This is a genomic window from Ornithinimicrobium humiphilum, assembly GCF_006716885.1.
GTDB classification, from domain to species: domain Bacteria; phylum Actinomycetota; class Actinomycetes; order Actinomycetales; family Dermatophilaceae; genus Ornithinicoccus; species Ornithinicoccus humiphilus.
In genome coordinates this window covers 1,125,420-1,147,627 of sequence record NZ_VFPU01000001.1, presented here as the reverse complement: position 1 = coordinate 1,147,627, position 22,208 = coordinate 1,125,420, and the positions used below count along the sequence as shown (strand labels likewise).

Annotated in this window: 24 protein-coding genes; 10 read left to right on the top strand and 14 right to left on the bottom strand. The window is 73.2% G+C overall.

Annotated elements, in window-relative coordinates:
• Positions 1–126: 126 nt before the first annotated feature.
• The 3 genes from FB476_RS05345 to FB476_RS05335 all read right to left on the bottom strand — a co-directional run bounded on the left by FB476_RS05345 (position 127) and on the right by FB476_RS05335 (position 2,870).
• A complete protein-coding gene (locus tag FB476_RS05345) occupies positions 127–909 on the bottom strand; it encodes an SDR family NAD(P)-dependent oxidoreductase (RefSeq protein ID WP_141817860.1) in 783 nt (260 codons plus the stop codon).
• A 210-nt stretch (positions 910–1,119) separates the two neighbouring features.
• Positions 1,120–1,656 (bottom strand): 5-(carboxyamino)imidazole ribonucleotide mutase, encoded by a 537-nt coding sequence (purE, locus tag FB476_RS05340; protein ID WP_141817859.1) that lies wholly within the window; start codon positions 1,654–1,656, stop codon positions 1,120–1,122.
• On the bottom strand, positions 1,653–2,870 hold the full coding sequence (locus FB476_RS05335) for a 5-(carboxyamino)imidazole ribonucleotide synthase (RefSeq protein ID WP_141819903.1): 1,218 nt from the start codon (positions 2,868–2,870) through the stop codon (positions 1,653–1,655). The genes purE and FB476_RS05335 overlap by 4 nt, the downstream gene beginning before the upstream one ends.
• A gap of 59 nt (positions 2,871–2,929) precedes the next feature.
• Between FB476_RS05335 and FB476_RS05330 the strand changes: the two genes are divergently transcribed.
• Positions 2,930–3,469 (top strand): GtrA family protein, encoded by a 540-nt coding sequence (locus tag FB476_RS05330; RefSeq protein WP_141817858.1) that lies wholly within the window; start codon positions 2,930–2,932, stop codon positions 3,467–3,469.
• Here FB476_RS05330 and FB476_RS05325 read toward each other — a convergent pair.
• The 4 genes from FB476_RS05325 to FB476_RS05310 are packed head-to-tail and all read right to left on the bottom strand — an operon-like array spanning position 3,442 to position 6,834.
• Complete coding sequence (locus tag FB476_RS05325) at positions 3,442–4,500, bottom strand: sensor histidine kinase (RefSeq protein ID WP_141817857.1); 1,059 nt, start codon at positions 4,498–4,500, stop codon at positions 3,442–3,444. The two genes, FB476_RS05330 and FB476_RS05325, sit on opposite strands and share 28 nt — an antisense overlap.
• Before the next feature lie 6 nt (positions 4,501–4,506).
• Positions 4,507–5,196: a response regulator transcription factor gene (locus FB476_RS05320; protein ID WP_141817856.1), complete on the bottom strand. Its 690-nt coding sequence runs from the start codon at positions 5,194–5,196 to the stop codon at positions 4,507–4,509.
• A gap of 41 nt (positions 5,197–5,237) precedes the next feature.
• On the bottom strand, positions 5,238–6,032 hold the full coding sequence (locus FB476_RS05315) for an enoyl-CoA hydratase/isomerase family protein (RefSeq protein WP_141817855.1): 795 nt from the start codon (positions 6,030–6,032) through the stop codon (positions 5,238–5,240).
• Between the two features lie 10 nt (positions 6,033–6,042).
• A complete protein-coding gene (locus FB476_RS05310) occupies positions 6,043–6,834 on the bottom strand; it encodes a biotin--[acetyl-CoA-carboxylase] ligase (protein WP_170233531.1) in 792 nt (263 codons plus the stop codon).
• Between the two features lie 24 nt (positions 6,835–6,858).
• Here FB476_RS05310 and FB476_RS05305 point away from each other — a divergent pair, with 24 nt between their 5' ends.
• Together FB476_RS05305 and FB476_RS05300 are read left to right on the top strand one after the other, a co-directional pair.
• The gene (locus FB476_RS05305; protein WP_141817853.1) at positions 6,859–8,490 is read left to right on the top strand and encodes an acyl-CoA carboxylase subunit beta; all 1,632 of its coding nucleotides are present in this window, start codon (positions 6,859–6,861) and stop codon (positions 8,488–8,490) included.
• On the top strand, positions 8,487–8,759 hold the full coding sequence (locus FB476_RS05300; RefSeq protein WP_202876907.1) for an acyl-CoA carboxylase epsilon subunit: 273 nt from the start codon (positions 8,487–8,489) through the stop codon (positions 8,757–8,759). Before FB476_RS05305 ends, FB476_RS05300 begins: the two co-directional genes overlap by 4 nt.
• Positions 8,760–8,814: 55 nt before the next feature.
• Here the strand turns inward: FB476_RS05300 and FB476_RS05295 are convergent, their stop codons facing one another.
• Entirely contained in the window at positions 8,815–9,474 is a 660-nt protein-coding gene (locus tag FB476_RS05295) for an MOSC domain-containing protein (RefSeq protein ID WP_141817852.1), read from the bottom strand.
• Positions 9,475–9,536: 62 nt separating this feature from the next.
• On the opposite strand from FB476_RS05295, the gene FB476_RS05290 reads away from it, so the two are divergent.
• From FB476_RS05290 to FB476_RS05280, 3 genes are all read left to right on the top strand, one after another.
• A complete protein-coding gene (locus FB476_RS05290; protein ID WP_141817851.1) occupies positions 9,537–11,222 on the top strand; it encodes a DUF885 domain-containing protein in 1,686 nt (561 codons plus the stop codon).
• Between the two features lie 120 nt (positions 11,223–11,342).
• A complete protein-coding gene (locus tag FB476_RS05285) occupies positions 11,343–11,966 on the top strand; it encodes a Maf family protein (RefSeq protein WP_141817850.1) in 624 nt (207 codons plus the stop codon).
• A 157-nt stretch (positions 11,967–12,123) separates the two neighbouring features.
• Positions 12,124–13,419 carry an NAD(P)/FAD-dependent oxidoreductase gene (locus FB476_RS05280; protein WP_272949389.1) on the top strand — a complete coding sequence of 432 codons (1,296 nt, stop codon included), beginning with the start codon at positions 12,124–12,126 and terminating at the stop codon, positions 13,417–13,419.
• 142 nt (positions 13,420–13,561) lie between these two features.
• Here the strand turns inward: FB476_RS05280 and paaE are convergent, their stop codons facing one another.
• From paaE to paaA, 5 genes are all read right to left on the bottom strand, one after another.
• Complete coding sequence (gene paaE / locus FB476_RS05275) at positions 13,562–14,680, bottom strand: 1,2-phenylacetyl-CoA epoxidase subunit PaaE (protein ID WP_141817849.1); 1,119 nt, start codon at positions 14,678–14,680, stop codon at positions 13,562–13,564.
• A 71-nt stretch (positions 14,681–14,751) separates the two neighbouring features.
• Complete coding sequence (paaD, locus tag FB476_RS05270) at positions 14,752–15,273, bottom strand: 1,2-phenylacetyl-CoA epoxidase subunit PaaD (RefSeq protein ID WP_141817848.1); 522 nt, start codon at positions 15,271–15,273, stop codon at positions 14,752–14,754.
• Positions 15,274–15,287: 14 nt separating this feature from the next.
• On the bottom strand, positions 15,288–16,106 hold the full coding sequence (gene paaC / locus FB476_RS05265; protein WP_170233530.1) for a 1,2-phenylacetyl-CoA epoxidase subunit PaaC: 819 nt from the start codon (positions 16,104–16,106) through the stop codon (positions 15,288–15,290).
• Positions 16,103–16,390, bottom strand: a complete 288-nt coding sequence (paaB, locus tag FB476_RS05260; RefSeq protein ID WP_141817847.1) for a 1,2-phenylacetyl-CoA epoxidase subunit PaaB — start codon at positions 16,388–16,390, stop codon at positions 16,103–16,105. Before paaB ends, paaC begins: the two co-directional genes overlap by 4 nt.
• Positions 16,387–17,406: a 1,2-phenylacetyl-CoA epoxidase subunit PaaA gene (gene paaA / locus FB476_RS05255; RefSeq protein ID WP_141817846.1), complete on the bottom strand. Its 1,020-nt coding sequence runs from the start codon at positions 17,404–17,406 to the stop codon at positions 16,387–16,389. The genes paaB and paaA overlap by 4 nt, the downstream gene beginning before the upstream one ends.
• A gap of 135 nt (positions 17,407–17,541) precedes the next feature.
• Between paaA and FB476_RS05250 the strand changes: the two genes are divergently transcribed.
• Genes FB476_RS05250 through FB476_RS05235 form a run of 4 tightly spaced genes read left to right on the top strand, consistent with a single transcriptional unit; the run spans position 17,542 to position 20,600 of the window.
• Positions 17,542–18,195 (top strand): GNAT family N-acetyltransferase, encoded by a 654-nt coding sequence (locus FB476_RS05250; RefSeq protein WP_141817845.1) that lies wholly within the window; start codon positions 17,542–17,544, stop codon positions 18,193–18,195.
• On the top strand, positions 18,192–19,070 hold the full coding sequence (locus FB476_RS05245) for an AzlC family ABC transporter permease (RefSeq protein WP_238329562.1): 879 nt from the start codon (positions 18,192–18,194) through the stop codon (positions 19,068–19,070). Before FB476_RS05250 ends, FB476_RS05245 begins: the two co-directional genes overlap by 4 nt.
• Positions 19,067–19,375 (top strand): AzlD domain-containing protein, encoded by a 309-nt coding sequence (locus FB476_RS05240; RefSeq protein ID WP_141817844.1) that lies wholly within the window; start codon positions 19,067–19,069, stop codon positions 19,373–19,375. Before FB476_RS05245 ends, FB476_RS05240 begins: the two co-directional genes overlap by 4 nt.
• A gap of 58 nt (positions 19,376–19,433) precedes the next feature.
• The gene (locus FB476_RS05235; RefSeq protein ID WP_141817843.1) at positions 19,434–20,600 is read left to right on the top strand and encodes a heparan-alpha-glucosaminide N-acetyltransferase domain-containing protein; all 1,167 of its coding nucleotides are present in this window, start codon (positions 19,434–19,436) and stop codon (positions 20,598–20,600) included.
• A gap of 193 nt (positions 20,601–20,793) precedes the next feature.
• On the opposite strand, the gene FB476_RS05230 is transcribed toward FB476_RS05235, so the two are convergent.
• On the bottom strand, positions 20,794–22,071 hold the full coding sequence (locus FB476_RS05230; RefSeq protein WP_238329561.1) for an HNH endonuclease signature motif containing protein: 1,278 nt from the start codon (positions 22,069–22,071) through the stop codon (positions 20,794–20,796).
• Positions 22,072–22,208: the final 137 nt, after the last annotated feature.

Sequence of the window (22,208 nt, the reverse complement as noted above, 5' to 3'; positions counted from 1 at the left end):
CTCTCCTGGAGTCATCGGCTCTCGGTGCACTCCGTCCTTGGAGTGACCCTTCATATGATGACTATAGTTGTCATTCATCTCACGTCAAGATCTCTGTTCATAGTTTGGGTCCTCCACGGAGGCGCGCTACGTGGTGGCGTGCCGCCCGCCGTCGACGAGCAGATAGCTGCCGTTGACGTAGCCCACCTCGTCGCTGAGGAAGAAGACGGCCGTGGCGCCGATCTCCTCGGGCCGGCCCAGCCTCCCGACCCGGTTCCGCCCGATGTTGTCCTCGGTCATCGCCGCCAGGTCCCCGGTGGACTCGAGGTGCTGCCGCAGCATGTCGGTCATGGTGCTCCCGGGGCAGATGGCGTTGCAGCGGATGCCCTGCCGCCCGAAGTCGACGGCCGTGGCCCGCGTGAGGTTGAGCAGCCCCGCCTTGCTGACCGCGTAGGACACGTGTCCGGGACGGGCGAAGTGGCCCCCGAGCGAGGACATGTTGACGATCGAGCCCGAGCCGCGCTCGAGCATGATCGGGATGACGGCCTTCGTCATCCGCCAGGCGCCCTTGAGGTTGACGTCCATGACCAGGTCCCACTGCTCCTCGGTGAGCGACGCGACGTCGGCCTCCACGAGGATGCCGGCGTTGTTGACCAGCCCGTCGATCCGTCCGTGCCACTCCGCGGTGGCCCGGACCGCGGCGTCGACGGAGTCCTGATCGGTGACGTCGAGCACCGTCGCCCGGGCCGACAGCCCCTCGGCCGCGAGCTGGCGAGCCGTTCCCTCGGCGCCGGCGACGTCGACGTCCGTCACCATGACGTGCGCACCCTCCTGGGCCGCGGCGCGGCAGATGGCGGCCCCCAGGCCACGGGCGGCCCCGGTGACGAGCACGACCTTGCCCTCCAGCCGGCCGCGCCCGGTCCCCGTCATCGTTCGATCCCGGCGACAGGACGGAGGGTCAGGGACAGGGTCGGCGGCATGGGTTCTCCTGGGCTCGATGGCGGGGGCACACCCACCATCGGGCGCGCGCGATAAATGATGAATATAGTTCTCACCTATCGCGCGTCAACCCACCTGCCTCGGACGCACCGGGACGAACGGGCCGCGACCGACCCCCGGTCGCGGTCGCCGCGGCCGGGCTCAGCCCTGACGGCGCTGGCGGAGCTTCTCGCCCTTGGCGTGCGCCTGGTCGCGCAGGTCCTCGGCGAACCGCGCCAGCAGCACCCGCAGCCCGGCCGCCCGCTCCCCCTCGCCCGAGGCGAGCATCCGCACCGCGAGCAGCCCGGCGTTGCGGGCGCCGGCGACGGAGACGGTCGCGACCGGGATGCCCGCGGGCATCTGCACGATCGAGAGCAGCGAGTCCATGCCGTCGAGGTGCTTGAGCGGCACGGGCACGCCGACCACCGGCAGCACGGTCACCGAGGCCAGCATGCCGGGCAGGTGGGCGGCACCGCCCGCGCCGGCGATGATCACGCGCAGCCCGCGGCCCTCGGCCGCCTGCCCGTAGGCGATCATCTCCGCCGGCATGCGGTGCGCGGAGACGACGTCGGCCTCGTAGGGCACGCCGAACTCCTCCAGCGCCGCGGCGGCCGCCTCCATGACCGGCCAGTCGCTGTCGCTGCCCATGACCAGCCCGACGAGGGGCTGCTCGGCCTGGGTCTGCTCGTCGGTCGTCATTCGGTCACCACTCCTCGCAGGTAGTCGGCGGCGTGCCGCGCGCGCTCGCGCAGCGACTCCAGCGCCTCGGGATCGCCGGGCTCCTCGCCGCCGAAGACCGTCACGTGCCCCAGCTTGCGGCCCGGGCGCACGCCCTTGCCGTAGAGGTGGATCTTCAGGCCCGGGTCGCGGGCCATGAGGTGACGGTAGGTCGGGTAGAGGTCGGCGTAGTCACCGCCGAGCACGTTGGCCATCACGGTCCACGGCTGGCGGGCCGAGGGGTCGCCGAGCGGCAGGTCGAGCACGGCGCGCAGGTGCTGCTCGAACTGGCTCGTCACCGACCCGTCGATGGTCCAGTGGCCGCTGTTGTGCGGGCGCATCGCCAGCTCGTTCACCAGGTATGACGTCGCCCCGGTCTCCGGGTCCCTCACCTCGAACATCTCGACGGCGAGGACGCCGGTGACCCCGAGCTCGCCGGCGATCCGCAGCGCGCCCTCGGTCGCGGCGGCGGCCATGCCGGCGTCGAGCTCGGGCGCCGGTGCCAGGACCTCGGTGTTGATGCCGCCCTCCTGCACGGTGTGGGCGATCGGCCAGGCGGCGGCCTGCCCCGAGGGGCTGCGGGCCACGAGCGCGGCGAGCTCGCGGGTGAAGTCGACGGCCTCCTCGAGCAGCAGGCCGTCGGCCAGCGCTCCGGGCCGCCCCACGTCCGCGAGCCAGTCGTCGAGCTCCTCGGCCCCACGGCATACGCGCACGCCCTTGCCGTCGTAGCCGCCCCGCGGCGTCTTGGCCACGAGCGGCCAGCCGACCTCGGCGCCGAAGGCCTCGACGTCCTCGCGGGTGCGCGCCTGCGCCCACCGGGGGCACGGGATGCCCATCTCGGTGAGCCTGCGCCGCATCGCGAGCTTGTCCTGCGCGTAGACCAGGGCCGCCGGGGAAGGGTGCAGCGCGACGCCCTCGTCCTCCAGGGCGACGAGCACGTCCGCGGGGACGTGCTCGTGGTCGAAGGTGACCACGTCGCAGTGCCGTGCGAACTCGCGCACGTCCTCCAGGGAGGTGTGCTCCCCGACGGGGCTGTGCGGGACGACCAGCGCGGCGCTGGCGTCCTCGGACTCGGCCAGCACCGACAGGGTGATCGAGAGGGCCACGGCGGGCGGCTGGCACATGCGGGCGAGCTGGCCGCCACCCACGATGCCGACGACGGGGAAGCCGCCCTCGGCACGGGGCGGGGCGGGCACCTGGGGAGTCGAGGTCACGGCACGAACCCTACCCAGCGACGGACCGTAGACTTCCGCGGGTGACCCCGCCCGAGCCCCGGCAGCGCCTCCTGCTGCGCGTGCGGTTCGCGTTCGACACGCTCGCCCGCGAGGTCGCCAAGTTCGGCACCGTGGGTGCGCTCGCCTTCGTCCTCGACACCGCGCTCTACAACGTCCTCGTCTTCGGGGTCCCCGGCCTGCTGGACGGCCCCCTCGAGGGTGCGCCACTGACCGGCAAGGTGGTCTCGGCCACCGTCGCGACGCTCTTCTCCTGGCTGGGCAACCGGCTGTGGACCTTCCGCCACCGGCGCCGCAACGCCGTGGGCCACGAGCTGCTGCTCTTCCTCGTCTTCAACGCCGTCGGGCTGGGGATCGCCCTGGCCTGCCTCGGCTTCTCGCGCTACGTGCTCGACCTGCACAGCCAGCTCGCCGACAACATCTCCGGCAACGGCGTCGGGCTGGTCCTGGGCACGCTCTTCCGCTTCTGGGCCTACCGGACCTTCGTCTTCCGGGGCGAGCTCGAGGCCGAGGAGCGCGAGGGGCTCGAGGAGCCTCAGGGCGTCTGGGCCAACGGCAGGTAGAGCGCGAAGACCGGCGGGCGCACCTGGACCAGCTCCAGGCGACCGCCGATCGTCTCGGCCGTCTCGCGGGCGACCGCCAGGCCCAGGCCGGTGCCCTCCCCCGTGGTCACGGCGCGCTCGAAGATGGTGCGTGCCAGGTGCGGCGGGATGCCCCGCCCCTGGTCGGTGACCCGGAAGACGGCCGACGGGCCCGAGCGGGCGACGTGCACCTCGACGCGGCCGTCGCCGTGGACGAGGGCGTTCTCGACGAGGGTGTTGAGCACCTGGGACAGCGCCGAGGCGCTGGCGTCGACGATGATCCCCCGCTCGCAGGTCAGCTCTATGGAGCGGCCCTGCTCGGTGAAGGACGGGGTCCACTCCTCGTCGAGGCCGGCGAGCACCTGGTCGACGGCACTGAGCGCCCCACCGGTGGCGTGGCCGGCGCGGGTGCGTCGCAGCAGCTCGTCGACCACCCCGGTCAGCCGCTCCACCTGGCCGATGGCGATCTCGGCCTCGGCCCGGGCGTCCGCGGCGTCCTGCGACTGGGCGATCTCCTCCAGGCGCAGCAGCAGCGCGGCCAGCGGCGTGCGCAGCTGGTGCGAGGCGTCGGCGGCGAAGGAACGCTCCGACACGAGCGCCTTTGCGAAGGTGCTGTGGTGCCGGTCGATCTCGCGCGCGACGGCGTCGATCTCACGGATGCCGGCGCGCCACGGCTCCGGCAGCACCACCCGCCCGGGGCGGGTCTGCGGGTCGAGCGCGAAACCGCCGGAGGCCATCTCGTCGGTGCGGTGCGCGAGCCGCCGCAACGGGTCGGCGACCGTCTCGGCCGTGCGGTCCGCCAGCGAGCGCACGATCGGCGCCACGACCGCGACGACGACCAGCGCACCGCCCAGGACGATCAGGATGAGCAGCCACAGCGGCGTGCGGGCCTCCGCGTAGGGGCCGCCGCGCAGCTCGACGATGGTCCACGAGACCAGCGCGGCGACGACGACGGAGGTGGCGGCGATCGCCAGGACGATCCGGAGTGCGAGCTCCCGCAGGACCGCGCGCAACGCGGGTCAGTCCGTCCCGTCGGGGTCGTTCTGGAACCGGAAGCCCACACCTCGCACGGTGACGATGTAGCGCGGGTCGTGCGCGTCGTCCCCGATCTTCCGCCGCAGCACCGACACGTGCATGTCGAGGGTCTTGGTCGACCCGAACCAGCTGTCCCACACCTCGCGCATGAGCAGGTCGCGGGAGACCACGCGGCCCTCCTCGCGCATCAGCACCCGGAGCAGGTCGAACTCCTTGGTGGTGAGCCGGACCTCCTCGTCGTGGAGGAACACGCGCCGGGCCTGGACGTCCATCCGCAGCGCGCCGCCACCGCGCTTGGCCGGGGCCTCCGGCCCCCGCCGCAGCAGGGCGCGCACCCGGGCGAGCAGCTCGCCGAGGCGGAACGGCTTGGTGACGTAGTCGTCCGCGCCGGCGTCCAGGCCCACCACCGTGTCGATCTCGTCCGTGCGCGCCGTGAGCATGAGCACGGGCGTCCGCACGCCGGCGTCGCGCATCGAGCGGCACACGTCCAGCCCGTCGAGCTGGGGCAGGCCCAGGTCGAGCACGAGCAGGTCGTGGCCGGGCTCGCGGATCGCCTCCGCCAGCGCGGCACGACCGTCGTCGGCGATCGTGACCACGTACCCCTCGCGGCGCAGGGCCCGCGCGAGGGGTTCCGAGATCGTGGGGTCGTCCTCCGCCAGGAGCACCCTGGTCATGTCGTCCTCCTCGTCGGCACCGAAGTCAGTATGGAGGGCACTCAGCGACCCGGCCAGTCAGGCACGCGCTTCTCGTTGAAGGCGGCCACGCCCTCGGCCCGGTCGCCGCTGAACGCGGTGGCCCGCCAGCAGCCGTCCTCGATCTCCAGCCCGGAGGCCAGGTCCGTGCCCGAGCCGAGGCGCATCGCCTTCTTGGCGTTGCGCACCGCGACCGGGGAGTTGCGGGCGACGGTGGCCGCGAGCTCCAGCGCGCGGTCGCGGGCGGTCCCGGCCGGGACGACCTCGTCGACGACGGCGAGCTCGTGCGCCTCGGCCGCCTTCAGACGCCGGGCGGTGAAGATCATCGAGGCCGCGCGAGACCAACCCACGCGGCGCGTCAGCAGCTGCGTGCCGCCCCCACCGGGGATGACGCCGACGCCCACCTCGGGCAGACCGACGGTCGCGCCCTCGCCGGCGACGATCAGGTCGCAGGAGAGGGCGATCTCCATACCCCCGCCCAGGGCGTAGCCGTCGACGGCGGCGATCGCGGGCACCGGGAGGTCCAGGACGCCCCGGTAGGCGCGCCGCGAGACGAGCCGGTGCTCCATCATCTGGGCGTCGGTGAAGGTGTTGCGCTCCTTGAGGTCGGCGCCGACGCAGAAGGCCTTCTCGTGGGTGCTGGTGACGACCACGGCCCGCACCGAGGGGTCCGCGGCGAGCTCGCCCGTGACGGCGGCGATCTCCTCGGCGATCGCGTTGTTGATCGCGTTCATCGACTCGGGGCGGTCCAGAGCCAGCTCGACGACGTGCCCGCCGTCGCCGTGCCGGGTCACCTTCAGCATCCTGGGTGCGTCCATGGCCCCGAGGTTACTTGGGACGGAGGTGCTCGACGTCACCGGCGTGGTGGACGGTGCGCCCCCCGGGGCCGTCCACGAGCAGGGCGCCGGAGTCGTCCAGGCCCGCCGCGGTGCCGGTGGTCGTGCCCCCGTCGGGCCGGTGCACGACCACCTCCTGACCGATCGTCAGGCACTGCTCCAGGTATGCCGTGCGCACGGCTCGGGCGTCGCCCGCGGCGAGCGCCGCGTGCCAGGTCGCGAGGCCCTCCAGGTAGGCGTCGAGGAGGGCGCCCCTGGCCCCCTGGGGCAGCGGGTCACCGCCCCGGGCCAGGCGCCAGGAGGTGGCGGTGGGCACGGGCAGCTGCTCCGGCGCGTGGTCGACGTTGATCCCGGTCCCGATCACCACGTCGCCCGTGCCGGCGACCGCGGCCAGCACCCCGGCGACCTTCCCCCAGCGGCGACCGCGCGCCTCCAGCACCGCCAGCTGCCCGGGCGACGGGTCGACGAGCGGGGCGAGCACGTCGTTGGGCCACTTGAGGGCCGCGTCGACCGGCTGCTCCCCCGCGGCCAGCGCACGGGCGGCCGCGAGCCCGGCGGCGAGCGGCAGCCAGCCCATCAGCTCGGGTGCGACCGCGGGCACGACGGCACTGATCGCGAGCCCGGCGCCGGGCGGCGACTGCCAGCTCCGCCCGCGCCTGCCCTGCCCCGCGCTCTGGTGGTCGGCGACGACCACCCGGCCCGGTCGCGGGTCGGCGAGCGCCTCGACGTTGGTCGATCCGACGCTCGCGTGCCGTTCCGGCTGCTCCCAGGTCACGGTCCTCACCCGGGCAAGGCTAAGTTGTGACCCATGACCGATTCGGGAAGTGTCGAGCAGCAGGCTGCCAGCGGTGCCGGTGGCGGCGCTGATCTCCGGACGACCGCCGGGCGGCTGGCGGACTACCGCGCGCGGATGGACGAGGCGGTGCACGCCGGGTCGGCCAAGGCCGTGGAGAAGCAGCACGCCAAGGGCAAGAAGACCGCGCGCGAGCGGATCGAGGCGCTGCTGGACGAGGGCAGCTTCACCGAGCTCGACGCCCTCGCGCGCCACCGCTCCACCGCCTTCGGCCAGGACCACAACCGTCCCTACGGCGACGGCGTCGTGACCGGCTACGGCACGATCGACGGCCGCCCGGTCGCCGTCTTCTCCCAGGACTTCACCGTCTTCGGCGGCTCGCTGGGTGAGGTCTTCGGCGAGAAGATCGTCAAGGTCATGGACCTGGCGATGAAGATCGGCTGCCCGGTCATCGGCATCAACGACTCCGGCGGCGCCCGTATCCAGGAGGGCGTGGTCGCCCTCGGCCTCTACGCCGAGATCTTCAAGCGCAACGTGCACGCCTCGGGCGTCATCCCGCAGATCTCCCTGGTCATGGGGCCCTGCGCCGGCGGCGCGGTCTACTCCCCCGCGATCACCGACTTCATCGTCATGGTCGACCAGACCTCGCACATGTTCATCACGGGCCCGGACGTCATCAAGACCGTCACCGGCGAGGACGTCACCTTCGAGGACCTCGGCGGTGCCCGCACCCACAACACCACCTCCGGCGTGGCCCACTACATGGCCTCCGACGAGGACGACGCGCTCGACTACGTGCGCGAGCTGCTGGGCTTCCTGCCGCAGAACAACCTCGAGGACGCGCCCGACTTCCACGTCGAGCCCGACGAGGAGGTCAACGACGCCGACCTCGAGCTCGACACGCTCGTCCCGGACTCGGCGAACATGCCCTACGACATGCACAGCGTCATCCGGGCGGTGCTCGACGACGAGGAGTTCCTCGAGGTCCAGGAGCTCTTCGCCCCCAACATCGTCGTCGGCTTCGGCCGCGTCGAGGGCCGCTCGGTCGGGGTCGTGGCCAACCAGCCGATGCAGCTCGCGGGCACCCTCGACATCGACGCCTCGGAGAAGGCCGCGCGCTTCGTGCGCACCTGCGACGCCTTCAACATCCCGATCCTGACCTTCGTCGACGTGCCCGGCTTCCTGCCCGGCACCGACCAGGAGTTCGGCGGCATCATCCGCCGCGGCGCCAAGCTGCTCTACGCCTACGCCGAGGCCACCGTCCCGCTCGTCACGGTCATCACCCGCAAGGCCTACGGCGGCGCCTACGACGTCATGGGCTCCAAGCACCTCGGCGCGGACGTCAATCTCGCCTGGCCGACCGCCCAGATCGCGGTCATGGGCGCCCAGGGCGCGGCCAACATCCTCTACCGCAAGCAGCTGCAGGCGGTCGCCGAGGCCGGCGGGGACGTCGAGGCCGAGCGAGCCCGCCGCATCCAGGAGTACGAGGACACCCTCGCCAACCCCTACATCGCGGCCGAGCGCGGCTACGTCGACGCGGTCATCGAGCCCTCCGAGACCAGGATCCAGGTCGCCCGCGCCCTGCGGCACCTCCGCTCCAAGCGCTCCAACCGGGCGCCCCGCAAGCACGGGAACATCCCGCTGTGACCGGCGACATCGCGGTCGAGCTCGGCGCCCTCGCGGCGTCCGAGGAGTCCTCCCCGTCGGCCCCGGAGCTTCCGGTGATCCGCGTCGAGCGCGGCAACCCCACCCCGGCCCAGCTCGCGGCGCTCACCGTCGTCCTGGCCGCCGCCTCGGGCGGCGAGCAGGCGCCGCCGCAGCAGCGGCGCACGCTGTGGACCGCCCGGTCCCGCTTCGCCCGTCCGCGCCCCGCCGTCGGTCCGGGCGGCTGGCGGGCCTCCGCGCTGCCGCGCTGACGGCATACCCCGGGGGTCGACCCGGCCGGCCGGTGCGCACTGACGGGCGCGCGCCTCAGAGGCGCGCGCCGACCCTCCGGGCCAGGCGCTCGTGGTACATCGCCGGGAGGCAGCGAGCCTCGACGACCCGGCGCGCGGCGTCGTCGTCGCCCATCGCGGCCGCGAAGGCGGTGCGCATGTCGACGTCGTGCGCCGGCGGCTCGAGCACCTCGATCCGGTCGCCGGGCGCGATGACTCCCGGCACCGCGACGCGCAGGTAGGTCCCGCACCGCCCGCGCTCGGCGAACCGCCGCACCCAGGCAGGCTCCCCCATGTGCCCGGCGAAGGTGGCGCACGGCGTGCGCGGCACCGACACCTCGAGCACCACCTCGTCGCCGACCCGGACGCGCTGGTTGACGAGCAGCGCCTCCAGGTCGACGCCCTCGGTAGTGAGGTTCTCGCCGAACCACCCGTCGGGGAGCCCGCGCTGCAGCTCGGCCTCCCACCGGTCCAGCTGCTCGCGGGCGAAGGCGTAGACCGCCTTCTGCGCCCCGCCGTGGTGCTTGAGGTCGCCGACGTGGTCGCCGGCCACCCCGGACCCGTCGCCGTAGGACGGACCGGGCGCGGAGACCACGATCTCGGGCACCGGGCGCTTGTCGATGCCGGTGCGGTAGCGGCCGTGGTTGGGCTCGGCCTTGGGGCGGCCGACGTTGGTCGACCGGATGCGCTGGGTCATGCGCACACGGTATGCGGTGCGCTCCCGGGCGCGGTCGGGGGCGGGTAGTAGCGTGACGGGCTGTGACCGACCAGACCCGCCAGCAGACCGAGATCGACCGCCTCGCCGAGGCCCACCTGGACGCCGCCGCGGCGCTGAGCCCGTTGGAGGCGACCTACCTGGGCATCCCCGGGCGGGACGGCGAGATCGACGACCTCTCGATCGAGGGCCGCCGCGCCGCGCGCGACCTAGCGGCGCGGACGCTGTCCTCGCTGGACGAGCTCGAGCCGCAGGACGACACCGACCGGGTCACCGCTGCCGCGCTGCGCGAGCGCCTGGGACTGGAGGTCGCCCAGCACGACCTCGTCCTCGAGGGGCGCGCCCCCGTCGACCTCAACGTCATCTCCTCCGACGTGCAGGCCGTCCGCGACATCTTCGACCTCATGGGCAAGGAGACCGCCGAGCACTGGGACGCCGTCGTCTCCCGTCTCCGCGCGGTGCCGCAGGCGCTGGAGCAGTACACCTCCTCGCTCGCCTGGTCGGCCGAGCAGGGCCAGGTCGTGCCGCGCCGCCAGGTGGTCAAGGTCACCGAGCAGTGCCGCGACCAGGCCGGCGACGGCACCAGCACCTTCGAGGTCCTGCTCCGCGAGGCGGAGGGTCAGCCGGAGGCGCTGCGCACCGCCCTGGAGGAGGCGATCACCGGGGCGAAGGCGGCCTACGGCGCCCTCGCCACCTACCTCGACGACGAGCTGGCGCCGCGGGCGCCGGAGTCCGACGCCTGCGGCCGCGAGCTCTACGCCCTGCGCTCGCGCGGCTTCCTCGGCGCCACGATCGACCTCGAGGAGACCTACCGGTGGGGCCAGGAGGAGCTGGCCCGCATCACCCGGATGATGGAGGAGACCGCCGAGCAGATCCGGCCCGGGGCGACCGTCAAGGAGGCCGTGGCGATCCTCGACGAGGACCCGGCCTACCAGCTCGACGGCACCGATGCCCTCCGCGAGTGGATGCAGGTCAAGGCGGACGAGGCGGTCGCCGAGCTCGCGGGCACGCACTTCGACATCCCCGAGCCGGTCCGCCGCATCGAGTGCATGATCGCGCCCAGCCAGACCGGCGGCATCTACTACACCGGCCCCTCCGAGGACTTCTCCCGCCCCGGCCGCATGTGGTGGTCGGTGCCCAAGGGCGTCACCCGCTTCTCGACCTGGCGCGAGCTGACGACCGTCTACCACGAGGGCGTCCCGGGTCACCACCTCCAGATCGCCCAGACCGTCTACCGCTCCGAGCTGCTCAACCGCTGGCGCCGGCTGGCTTCCTGGACCTCCGGCCACGGCGAGGGCTGGGCGCTCTACAGCGAGTGGCTGATGGCCGACCTCGGCTACATGGACGACCCCGGCAACCGGATGGGCCTGCTCGACGGCCAGTCGCTGCGCGCCGCCCGCGTCGTGCTCGACATCGGCGTGCACTGCGGCTTCGAGGCCCCCGAGGAGGTCGGCGGCGGCGAGTGGACCTACGACAAGGCGTGGGCCTTCCTCGAGGCGCACACCAACATGGACGAGGGCTTCACCCGCTTCGAGCTGGACCGCTACCTGGGCTGGCCGGGCCAGGCCCCGTCCTACAAGATCGGCGAGCGCCTCTGGCTCGAGCTGCGCGACGAGGTGGCCCGCCGCGAGGGCGACGCCTTCGACCTCAAGGCCTTCCACCGACGCGCGCTCGACATCGGCGGCGTCGGCCTCGACACGCTGCGGGCGGCGGTCCTCGGCGAGCTCTGAGCGCCCCGCTCGGGACGGCATACCTGGCCACCCCCGCACCGCAGGCCCGCACCAGGGGGGTCGGCCGGTCCCGGACGCTCGGCGCCGGGGACCGGCCGACCGCCCAGTAGCCTGACGCCCATGATCCCGCTCGTGCTGGCCTCGGCCTCCCCTGCCCGCCTGACGACCCTGCGCAACGCCGGCGTCGACCCCGAGGTCGTCGTCTCCGGCGTGGACGAGGACGCGGCGCTGGCGGAGGCCACCGAGCGCTTCGGCGAGCTGGAGCCGGCCGACATCGCCCTCACGCTCGCCCGCGCCAAGTGCGAGGCGGTCGTCTCGCAGGAGGACCCGGACTCCCTGGTCCTCGGCTGCGACTCGGTGCTCGAGCTCGACGGCGCGATCTACGGCAAGCCGGGCGACGCGGCCGTGGCCACCGAGCGGTGGCGGCTCATGCGCGGGCGCTCCGGCGTGCTGCACACCGGGCACTGGCTCGTGGACAACCGCGAGGGCGGCACCGGCGGCACCCTCGGCGCGACCGCGTCGACGGTGGTCCACTTCGCCGACCTCACCGACGACGAGATCGACGCCTACGTCGCCACCGACGAGCCGCTGCAGGTGGCCGGCGCCTTCACCGTGGACGGCCTCGGCGGGCCCTACGTCACCGGCATCGAGGGCGACTACCACACGGTCGTCGGGGTCAGCCTGCCGCTGCTGCGGGAGCTGCTCGGCGAGCTCGACCTGCCCTGGCACGAGCTGCGCGGCTGAGGTCCGGCGCGGCCTGCCGACGGGCTCGTCCGGGCCGCGGCGACGCGGGCGCCGGCGGCCTTCCACCGTGCCCCTCCGGGGCCGGGGACCCCGGTGCGGGACACCGTCTCCGGGGTGGGACCATGGATGCCGTAACGGTTCGACGAGGAGGTCGTTGGTGTCTGGCAGCGTGCGCAGGGTCGCAGTGGTCGGTGCGGGGATGGTCGGGCTGGCGACGGCCTGGTTCCTGCGGGAGCGGGGCGTGGAGGTCACCGTCCTCGACCGCAAGGGTGTGGCGGCCGGCGCCTCCTGGGGCAACGCGGGCTGGCTGACGCCGGCGATCGCGACCCCGCTGCCCGAGCCCGCCGTGCTGCGCTACGGCATGCGTGCCGTCCTCTCGGCCAACTCCCCGGTCTACGTGCCGCCCACCCTGGACCCGCGACTGGCGCGCTTCGTCGCCGGCTTCGTCCGGCACAGCACGGACAGCCGCTGGGAGAAGGCCATGCAGGCCCTCATCCCGGTCAACGCCAGGTCGCTGGACGCCTTCGACCACCTCGCCGCCCACGGCGTCGCGGCCGAGGTGCTCGAGGCCGAGCCCTTCGTCGCGGCCTACGACCGTGCGGGCGACGTGCAGGTGCTCCTCGACGAGTTCGTCTCCATCGAGAAGGCCGGCGGCAAGGTCGAGCACGAGCTCATCGGCGGGGACGAGGCGCGGCGCCGCGAGCCCGCGCTCTCCGACGCCGTCCAGGCCGCGATCATCATCCACGGGCAGCGCTACCTGCGCCCCGTCGAGTACGTCGACGCCCTCGCCGAGGCCGTCCGCGCCCAGGGCACCCCGATCCACGTCGGCACCGAGGTGCTCGGCATCGAGGACCTCGGCAGCGGCGGCGTGCGGGTGCAGACCTCGGGCGAGGGTGGCGGCACCTACGACGCCGTCGTCGTCGCGACCGGCGCCTGGCTGGGCGACCTGGCCTCCCAGTTCGGCGTCCGCCAGGTGGTCCAGGCCGGGCGGGGCTACTCCTTCAGCGTGCCCACCGAGCACATGCCCGCCGGACCGCTCTACTTCCCCGCCGCCCGGGTAGCCCTGACGCCGCTCGGCGACCGGCTGCGGGTCGCCGGCATGATGGAGTTCCGCCGCGCCGACGCGGCCCTCGACCCCCGCCGCATCACGGCCATCGTCGAGGCCACCCGCCCGTTGCTGCGCGGCGCCGACCTCGACGACCGGCAGGACGAGTGGGTCGGATCCCGACCGGTCACCTGCGACGGTCTCCCGCTCATCGGCGGCACCGAGTCCGAGCGCGTCTTCGTCGCGGGCGGCCACGGCATGTGGGGCATCACCCTGGGCCCGATCACCGGCCAGCTGCTCGCCGAGCAGATCACGACCGGTCAGACGCCCTCCGAGCTGGCGCCCTTCGACCCGCTGCGCCGCCTCAGCTGGGCACCCTCGCGCCTCACCGCGGCGCGGGGGCGCTGAGCGGCCGAGCCGGCGAACGGCATACCTCTGCAGACGTCGAAGCGCCCCCGGTGGACCACCGGGGGCGCTTCTGGTCCGTCACCCTGTGCAGGCGCGGCACGCCGCTCCCGCCGCCCCCCGACGGCGGGTCCGACGCGGGTTCTCAGGCGTCGTAGTCGATCTCGACGGTCTCCGTGAGGGGGTGCGACTGGCACATGAGCCGGTAGCCGCGCTCCACCTCGTCGGGCTCCAGGGCGTAGTTGCGGTCCATCCGCACGTCGCCGCTGACCACCTTGGCGCGGCAGGTGCCGCAGACGCCGCCGGTGCAGGAGAACGGCGCGTCGGGACGCTCGCGCAGAGTGGCGTCGAGGATCGTCTCGGCCCGCGTCGGCATCGGCACGGTGGTGGTGCGGCCGTCGAGGGTGACGGTGACGACGGTCTCGGCCGGGGCGCTCTCGTCGACCTCGACGACGGGCGGCGGGGCGATGCCACCGCTCTCGTCGACGTGGAAGATCTCGTGGTGCACGTGGTGCGGGTCGACGCCGCGCTCCCCCAGCACCGCACGGACGGTCTCGACCATGCCGAACGGGCCGCAGAGGTACCACTCGTCGACCTCGTCCTCGGGGACGAAGGTGGCGAGGAACTCCTCGAACTTCTCGCGGTCGATGCGACCGCTGAGCAGCTCGACCTCCTGGCCCTCGCGGGAGAGCACGATGAAGAGGCTGAACCGGGCCGGGAACCGGTTCTTGAGGTCCATGAGCTCCTCGAGGAACATCACGGAGTCGGTGCGCCGGTTGCCGTAGATGAGCGTGACCCGCGAGCCGGGCTCCTCCTCCAGCACGGACGTCAGCAGCGACAGGACCGGGGTGATGCCCGAGCCCGCGGCGACGCCGACATGGTGCTTGGTGGCGGTCGGGTCGGTGGGGCACACGAAGGAGCCGAGCGGCGACATGACCTGCAGGGTGTCGCCGGGACGGATCTGCTCGTTGAGGTAGGTGGACATCACGCCGCCGGGAACGCGGGCGGAGGCCACGCGCACCTCGCCGCGCCGCTGCGACTCACCGCGCGAGATGCAGCAGGAGTAGGAGCGGCGGACGTCCTCGCCGTCGATGGTGGCGCGCACCGTGAGGTGCTGGCCCGGCTCGAAGGTGAACTCCTCGCGCAGCTCCTCGGGCACGGCGAAGGAGATCGCCACCGCGTCGTCGGTGAGGCGGTCGACGCTGCGGACCGTGAGGTCGTGGAAGGTGGCGCGCCGACGCGTCGGCTGCTCGATCAGGGCCAACGTGGTCTCCTTCGGGACGGACCGGGCCTGGGCCGGGTAGGGGTGCGGACCGGCGCTCGGCCGGCGGTGGGTCAGATGGTCTTGAACTCGTCGAAGGGCTCGCGGCACGACCGGCAGCGGCGCAGGGCCTTGCACGCGGTCGAGCCGAAGCGGGCGATCTCCTCGGTGTCGTCCGAGCCGCAGTGGGGGCAGCTCACGACACGCAGCTGCAGGGTCAGGCCCACCGGCCCCTCGGCGTGGGCGCGCTGCCCGGTGGGCGGCGCGATCCCGAAGCGGCGCAGCGACTCGCGGCCCTGCTCGCTCATCCAGTCGGTGGTCCAGGCGGGGGCCAGGCGCGTGACGACCTCCACGGGCATGCCGTGGCGCCGGCCGACCTGGCGGACCGCCTCCTCGATCATCGACATCGCGGGGCAGCCGGAGTAGGTGGGGGTGATGGTGACGCGCAGGCCGCCGTCGATCCGCTCGACCTCGCGGACCACCCCGAGGTCCTCGATCGTGATGACCGGGATCTCGGGGTCGGGCACCGACCGGACCTCCCGCTCGACCTGCGCGAGCAGGTCGTCGGTGGTCTGGCTCTGCTCCCGGACCTCCATCACCCCTCCTCCGATCACCAGGTGGCGCCGGGGTGGCTCCGCGCGATGTGCTGCATCTCGGCGAGCAGGTAGCCCATCGCCTCGGAGTGGATGCCGTCCCGGCCGCCGCGGGCGTGCCAGCGCGGGGCGTCGGGCATCGTCAGCGTGGCCTGCTCCAGGACGCTCGCGACGTAGGCGTTGACCGGCTCGGCGAGGCTGGAGGGCAGCACGCCGACCCCGGACTCTGCGGCCCAGCGGGCGGCGTCGTGGTCCTCGCCCAGCTCGGCGACGTAGGGGTGGACGGCCTCCAGGCCGGCCTGCATGCGCCGGTGGCTCTCCTCGGTGCCGTCGCCGAGGCGCAGCACCCACTGGGTCGCGTGGTCGCGGTGGTAGACGGCCTCCTTGACGGCCTTGCCCGCGATCGCGGCGAGGGTCTCGTCGGAGGAGGTCAGCAGGCGGGTCCAGAGCTCGTTCTGGTAGGTGGCGAACCAGAGCATCCGGGCCATCTCCTGGGCGAAGTCGCCGCGGGGGCGCTCCACGAGGTGGACGTTGCGGAACTCGCGCTCGTCGCGCAGCATCGCCAGGGCGTCCTCGTCGCGGCCGCGGCCCTCGACCTCGCCGGCGCGGGTCAGCAGGGAGCGGGCCTGCCCGAGCAGGTCGAGGCCGACGTTGCCGAGGGCCATGTCCTCCTCGATCTGGGGCGCGTGGGTCAGCCACTCGCCCAGACGCTGGGCGTAGACGAGGGCGTCGTCACCCAGGCCGAGCAGGTAGCGCACGTGCAGCGTGGTGGCGTCCGGCTCGGCCGGGGCGCGGGTGCCGGCGACGGCGGCCGACGCGTGGTCGACGGTGCTCACAGGTACTCCACGTCCTCGGGGACGTCGTAGAACGTCGGGTGGCGGTAGACCTTGTCGGCGGCCGGGTCGAAGAAGCTGTCGCGCTCCTCCGGGCTGGAGGCGGTGATGTCCTCGGACTTCACGATCCAGAGGGAGACGCCCTCCTGCCGGCGGGTGTAGAGGTCGCGGGCGTTGCGCAGCGCCATCTCGGCGTCGGGCGCGTGGAGCGAGCCCACGTGCACGTGCGAGAGGCCGCGACGGGCCCGGACGAAGACCTCCCACAGGGGCCAGGTGGTGCTGCTCATGCCACGTCCTCCTTCGCGCGGGCGGCCTGCTTGTCGGCGTAGGCGAGCGCGGCCTCCCGCACCCAGGCGCCCTCCTCGTGGGCGGCGACCCGGGTGGCGATCCGCTGCGCGTTGCACGGACCGTCCCCCTTCAGCACGCGCCAGAACTCGTCCCAGTCGATCTCGCCGAAGTCCCAGTGCCCGCGCTCCTCGTTCCAGCGCAGGTCGGGGTCGGGCAGGGTGATGCCGAGCTTGATGGCCTGCGGCACGGTCATGTCGACGAACTTCTGACGCAGGTCGTCGTTGGTGAAGCGCTTGATGCCCCACGCCATGTTCTGGGCGGTGTGGCCCTCGGTGGCCTTCTCGCCGGAGTCCGGCGGGCCGAACATCATCAGCGCCGGCCACCACCAGCGGTTGGCGGCGTCCTGCAGCATCGCGCGCTGCTCCTCGGTGCCCTGCGACAGCGTCCAGAGCAGCTCGAAGCCCTGGCGCTGGTGGAACGACTCCTCCTTGCACACGCGGATCATCGCGCGGGCGTAGGGGCCGTAGGAGCACCGGCACAGCGGGACCTGGTTCATGATCGCGGCGCCGTCGACGAGCCAGCCGATCGCGCCCACGTCGGCCCAGGTCAGGGTCGGGTAGTTGAAGATCGACGAGTACTTCTGACGGCCCGTGTGGAGCTTGTCCAGCAGCTCGGCGCGGTCGACGCCGAGCGTCTCGGCCGCGGAGTAGAGGTAGAGGCCGTGGCCGGCCTCGTCCTGGACCTTGGCCATGAGGATCGCCTTGCGGCGCAGGCTCGGGGCGCGGGTGATCCAGTTGCCCTCCGGCTGCATACCGATGATCTCGGAGTGCGCGTGCTGGGCGATCTGGCGGATCAGCGTCTGGCGGTAGCCCTCCGGCATGGCGTCCCGGGGCTCGATGCGCTGGTCGGACTCGATGAGACCGTTGAAGTACTCCTCGAGGACGGAGGAGTAGTCCTCGGTCTCCGCAGCGTTGAGGGGCGCGTCGTTGCCGGGCCCGAAGTCGTTGCCGTACATGACTGACAGTGTGCCATGTCGAGAAGCAAATGTGACAACCGAACCGTCGAACGCCGTTCTGCGTGTCATAAACCTGCAGGTCGGTCCGGGTCGGCTGCCGTAGCGGCAGGTGGAGCGTGGGAAAATGGCCGGACCATGGCCTCCCCCGAACATCCCTCGTCCCAGCCGCACGCCTCCGACGGGCCCGACCACGGCCACGCGCACGGGCACGCGCACGGCCTCGAGCACGGCGCCGGCGCCCCCGGCCCGCTGGCAGACGCGGCGGTGCGCACGGCGCGGCCGAACGACGCCCCGGCGGTCGGCCTGGTGCAGGCGTTCGTCTGGCGGCACGAGTACGCCCGGCTGCTCGATCCCGAGATCCTCGACGCCCTGACCGGCCCGCGCTTCGCCGCCGGCTGGAAGGAGTCGCTGGAGCACCCGCCCACACGCCGGCACCGCCTCCTCGTGGCCACCGCCGGCCCGCAGGTCGTGGGCTACCTGGCCATCGGTCCGGCCGGCGACGAGCCCGGGCTGGACCACGGCACCACCGGCATGATCTACGAGGGCGGTGTGCACCCCGAGGCCCGCGCGGCCGGGCACGGCTCGCGCCTGCTCAACGCCGGCATCGACACGCTGCGCGCGGCCTTCGACGAGCTCACCGGTGTGGCGACGTGGGTGCTCGCCGATGCGGAGGGCACGCGCGCCTTCCTGCAGGCGGCGGGCTTCGCGCCCGACGGCGCCTGGCGGGACCGCGTCGTCTCCGACGACGGTCGCACCGCCCGGGAGGTGCGCCTGGTGACCCAGCCGTGAGCCCGGCTGCGGGCATGGAGGCCGGGGCTGCGCAGGCCCCGGTCTGGTGGCGCACCCCCGCGGCACGCGAGGGTATGGCGGTCGGCCTGGTCGGCCTCTACGGCGTCAGCGCCGGGGCGCTGGGCGTGGCCGCCGGGCTGTCGGTCTGGCAGACGATCGTCACCTCGCTCTTCATCTTCAGCGGTGGCTCGCAGTTCGCGCTCTACGGCGTCATCGGCGCGGGTGGCGGTCCGCTGGCGGCCGTGGCGACCTCCACGCTGCTCGGCCTGCGCAACGGGTTCTACGGCCTGGAGCTGTCGCGGCGCCTGCGCCCCGGGCCGCGGCTGCTGCCGATCAACGCGCACCTGACCATCGACGAGTCCACCGCTGTCGCGCTGGCCCAGCCGACCCAGCGCGACTCCCGGATCGGCTTCTGGACCACGGGGATCGGGCTCTTCGTGGTCTGGCAGTCGACCACGGTCGTCGGCGCGCTGGCGGGCGAGGCGATGGGCGACCCGCGTGACTACGGCCTGGACGCGGCCGCCGCCGCGGCCTTCGTCGCCCTCGTCTGGCCCCGGCTGTTCGCCCGCGGCGCGAAGGGCCGCACCGGGCCGATCGCCACGGCAGCACTGGCCATGGTCCTCACGCTCGTGTCCGCGCCCTTCGTCCCCACCGGCGTCGAGGTGCTGATCGGCGCCTCCGCAGCCGTCCTCATCGGGCTGCGCGACCTCGGTCGCGACACCGGCGACGGCACCGACGACGCGTCCGCCACGCGGCCCGTCCTCCGGGACGCGGCACGGCATACCCACGACCACACGGGCGACGCGGACCACCACTCCACGGCGCACCACGGTGACGACGACCGGGCAGCCCGCGACGGAGGGCCGACGGCATGACGCTGTGGATCGCGGTTCTGGCCGCGGGGCTCCTCGCCTACCTCATCAAGCTCGGCGGCTACCTCGTGCCCGAGCGCGTGCTCGAGGTGCCGTGGATCGAGCGGGTCGTGCCGCTGCTCACCGTGGCGCTGCTGTCGTCGCTGGTGATCACGCAGGGGTTCCTCTCCGACGGGATCCCCACGCTCGACGCGCGTGCGGTCGGGATCGTGGTGGCGGTCGTGGCGCTGCTGCTGCGGGCGCCGTTCCTCGTGGTCGTCGCCTCTGCCGCCGTGGCCGCCGCACTGGTCCGGGCGCTCGTCGGCTGAGCAGCGCGCACCCGGGCGTTCGTCGGCCGAGCAGCGCGCGTCCGGCAGACTGCTGACCATGCCGTCCGCCGCCGCCCTCCCCCGCGCTCGCGACCGGGTGGTGGGTGTCGATCTGGCCCGCATGCTCGCGCTGCTCGGCATGTTCGCGGCGCACCTGGTGCCGGCCTCGCCCGACGGGGAGACGGTCGAGCCGCTCTTCCAGGTGGTGGCCGGTCGCTCGTCGGCCCTCTTCGCGGTGCTCGCCGGCGTGGGCATCGCGCTGGTGACCAGGGACGCCTCGACCGATCCGCGCACCGCACGGGCCCGGCTCGCGGTCCGGGCCGGCGTCATCGCGGTGCTGGGGCTGGTGCTCGGGTCCTTCGACTCGGGTGTGGCGGTGATCCTCACCTGCTACGGCGTGCTCTTCCTCTGCGCCCTCCCCGTGCTGACCTGGCGTGCGAGTTCGCTCGCCGTGCTCGCCGCCGGGTGGGCGCTGGTGTCCCCGGTGGTCAGTCTGCTGCTTCGGCGCGAGATCGTGGCTCCGCCCAAGATCGTGCCCAACCTCCTCTCGCTCGCCGAGCCCGGGACGCTCGTCACCGAGCTGCTCCTCACCGGCTACTACCCCGTGCTGACCTGGGCGACCTACCTCTTCGCAGGTATGGCGGTGGGGCGGCTCGACCTGCGGCGTCGGCTGGTGGGCCCCGGGCTCGTGGTGGTCGGCGCCCTGCTGGCGTTGCTGGCGCTGGTGGTCTCGAACCTGGTCACCTCGTCGGCGTCGGTGCGCGCCGTCCTGCTCCAGCACCCACGCCGCCCTGTGGACGGCTGGGACGAGCTCGTGGTGCAGATGCAGTCGGGATTCTTCGGCATCCACCCGACCGGGACGGCATGGTGGCTGGGCGTCTGGGCACCCCACAGCGGCAGCGTCGTGGACCTGGTGCACACGACCGGCACGGCGCTGCTCGTGCTCGGCCTGGCGCTCTGGCTCGTGGGGTCGACGCCGTCGGTGCCGTGGCGGGTGATCGCGGGCGCCGGGTCCATGACGCTCACGCTCTACTCCACGCACGTGCTCGTCCTCGCCACCGCGCTCGGGGTGCACGGCACCATGCCCTTCGTGATCCACTCGCTCTTCGCCCTGGTGGTCGGGGCGATGTTCGCCGCGGTGCCGGTCAAGGGGCCGCTCGAGCAGCTGGTGAGCTACGCGACCAGGTTGGTCCCCGCAGTGGGTAGCGCTCGCACCCGGCGTTGATGCTCCTCGGCCGCGGCCGGAAACCGCTCACGCCGGGCGTCGGGGCGCCACACCACCGCTGGGCCCCGGCCAGGCGTCGGGGCGCCGCACCACCGCCGGGCTCCGGCCAGGCCGGCGGCGGGCCGCGAGGCTCCCTGGTGCATGCCGGACATGCCTGATCGCCCGGCCGCCTCGGGCCGGGCTCGGGGCGGGGTCATCTCAGGTGCCACCGAACACCGAGGTCGGTCACGGTCGCCGTCAGGTTGCGGTCGTGCACGAAGGTGTGGTGCCTCGGGCACAGCAGGGCGTAGTTCGACAGGTCTGATCGGCCACCCATCGCCCAGGGGATGACGTGGTGGGCGTCGCACCAGGTCGCGGGCACGGTGCACCCCGGGATGGTGCACCCCCGGTCACGCGCCGCGAGCCGGACCCGTTGGGCTGGGGTGACGAGACGCTTGCGGCGGCCCTGGTCGAGGATCTCGCTTGGTCCGCCGAGGACGACGGGGATGATGTCGGCCTCACAGGCCAGCTTGCGGATCGCCTCGGCCCGCAGCGGGGTGCCCTGGAGGGTGGCGCCGACACCGGGCAGGTGGCCACCGGTCTCGGACAGCTGACGCTTGAGCGTCTCGAAGTCCAACGTCACCATCAGCATCGCCTTCGGCGTGGTCGGCTGCCCCTCGGTCCCGGCGACACCACGGCGCATCACGGTCAGGAACGCGTCGTACCTGCGCTGGGTCGCGGTCCGCAGGTCGAACTCACCGGTGGCGTCCTGCTCCTCCTGCGACGCCGGCGCCGCCAGCGGGGAGTCGATGATCGCCTTCGCAGCTTCGTAGTCGGCGTCGTCACCGAAGGTGATGATCCACCGCTTCACCGACCCGTCCGCCAGGCTCGACTCGTAGATGCCCCGCATCGCGTGCTTCTTGCGGGCCTTCGCCTCGTGGTCCCGCTCGTCCACGCACTGCGCGACGAGCCGGTCCACGATCCTGCCGATGTCCTTGTCGTCGAACACCGGGTCGGACCCGGCCTTGGCCAGCAGCTCCACGGCGGCGGCGTACTCCTCCGGTGGCAGGCCCGGCCGGACCCGCTGCAACGCCCGGTGCAGCCTCGCCGCCCGCGCCAAGCTCATGTCACCGGACTTGACGCGTTCGATCAACGGCGCGTGCACCGGCTCACGACCCGCCTGCGCCAACCGCGCCAGGTCCATCAACGCCCGCCGCTCCAGGTCCGGACACCGCAGCGCCAGCCAGTCCACCACCGAGAACCCCCCGGCAAGGTGCAACCCCCGGTCCACCGCCTCCGTGGCCATCACCAACCGCGACCGCTCCAGGTCGGACACCGCCCGGGAGATCCACCCCAACGACTCGACCACCAGGTCGTCCTGCACCAGCTCCGGCCGGCTCACGTCCGCGGGAAGCTCGGCCAGCAGCCAGGACTGACCGGCCGCCGACTCCGTCCCCCTCGGCGGCCGCACCGTCCCCAGCGGTTGCTGCATACCTCGATCATATGTTCTACAGCCGACCGCGTGCGGCACCGTGCCCAGGCTGTGGACAACGGCGAACCGACGGCAACCCATGTTCACATCGCGTTCACCCAACCGAACGCCAGACCCGTGACCAGCGCATTCTTGGC

Excerpts from the sequence above, each read along its gene's own strand:
- FB476_RS05345 (WP_141817860.1), bottom strand. The coding sequence starts at position 909 with ATGACGGGGACCGGGCGCGGCCGGCTGGAGGGCAAGGTCGTGCTCGTC.
- purE (WP_141817859.1), bottom strand. The coding sequence starts at position 1,656 with ATGACGACCGACGAGCAGACCCAGGCCGAGCAGCCCCTCGTCGGGCTG.
- FB476_RS05320 (WP_141817856.1), bottom strand. The coding sequence starts at position 5,196 with ATGACCAGGGTGCTCCTGGCGGAGGACGACCCCACGATCTCGGAACCC.
- FB476_RS05315 (WP_141817855.1), bottom strand. The coding sequence starts at position 6,032 with ATGGACGCACCCAGGATGCTGAAGGTGACCCGGCACGGCGACGGCGGG.
- FB476_RS05305 (WP_141817853.1), top strand. The coding sequence starts at position 6,859 with ATGACCGATTCGGGAAGTGTCGAGCAGCAGGCTGCCAGCGGTGCCGGT.
- FB476_RS05295 (WP_141817852.1), bottom strand. The coding sequence starts at position 9,474 with ATGACCCAGCGCATCCGGTCGACCAACGTCGGCCGCCCCAAGGCCGAG.
- FB476_RS05285 (WP_141817850.1), top strand. The coding sequence starts at position 11,343 with ATGATCCCGCTCGTGCTGGCCTCGGCCTCCCCTGCCCGCCTGACGACC.
- paaD (WP_141817848.1), bottom strand. The coding sequence starts at position 15,273 with ATGGAGGTCCGGGAGCAGAGCCAGACCACCGACGACCTGCTCGCGCAG.
- paaB (WP_141817847.1), bottom strand. The coding sequence starts at position 16,390 with ATGAGCAGCACCACCTGGCCCCTGTGGGAGGTCTTCGTCCGGGCCCGT.
- paaA (WP_141817846.1), bottom strand. The coding sequence starts at position 17,406 with ATGTACGGCAACGACTTCGGGCCCGGCAACGACGCGCCCCTCAACGCT.
- FB476_RS05250 (WP_141817845.1), top strand. The coding sequence starts at position 17,542 with ATGGCCTCCCCCGAACATCCCTCGTCCCAGCCGCACGCCTCCGACGGG.
- FB476_RS05240 (WP_141817844.1), top strand. The coding sequence starts at position 19,067 with ATGACGCTGTGGATCGCGGTTCTGGCCGCGGGGCTCCTCGCCTACCTC.
- FB476_RS05235 (WP_141817843.1), top strand. The coding sequence starts at position 19,434 with ATGCCGTCCGCCGCCGCCCTCCCCCGCGCTCGCGACCGGGTGGTGGGT.
- FB476_RS05230 (WP_238329561.1), bottom strand. The coding sequence starts at position 22,071 with ATGCAGCAACCGCTGGGGACGGTGCGGCCGCCGAGGGGGACGGAGTCG.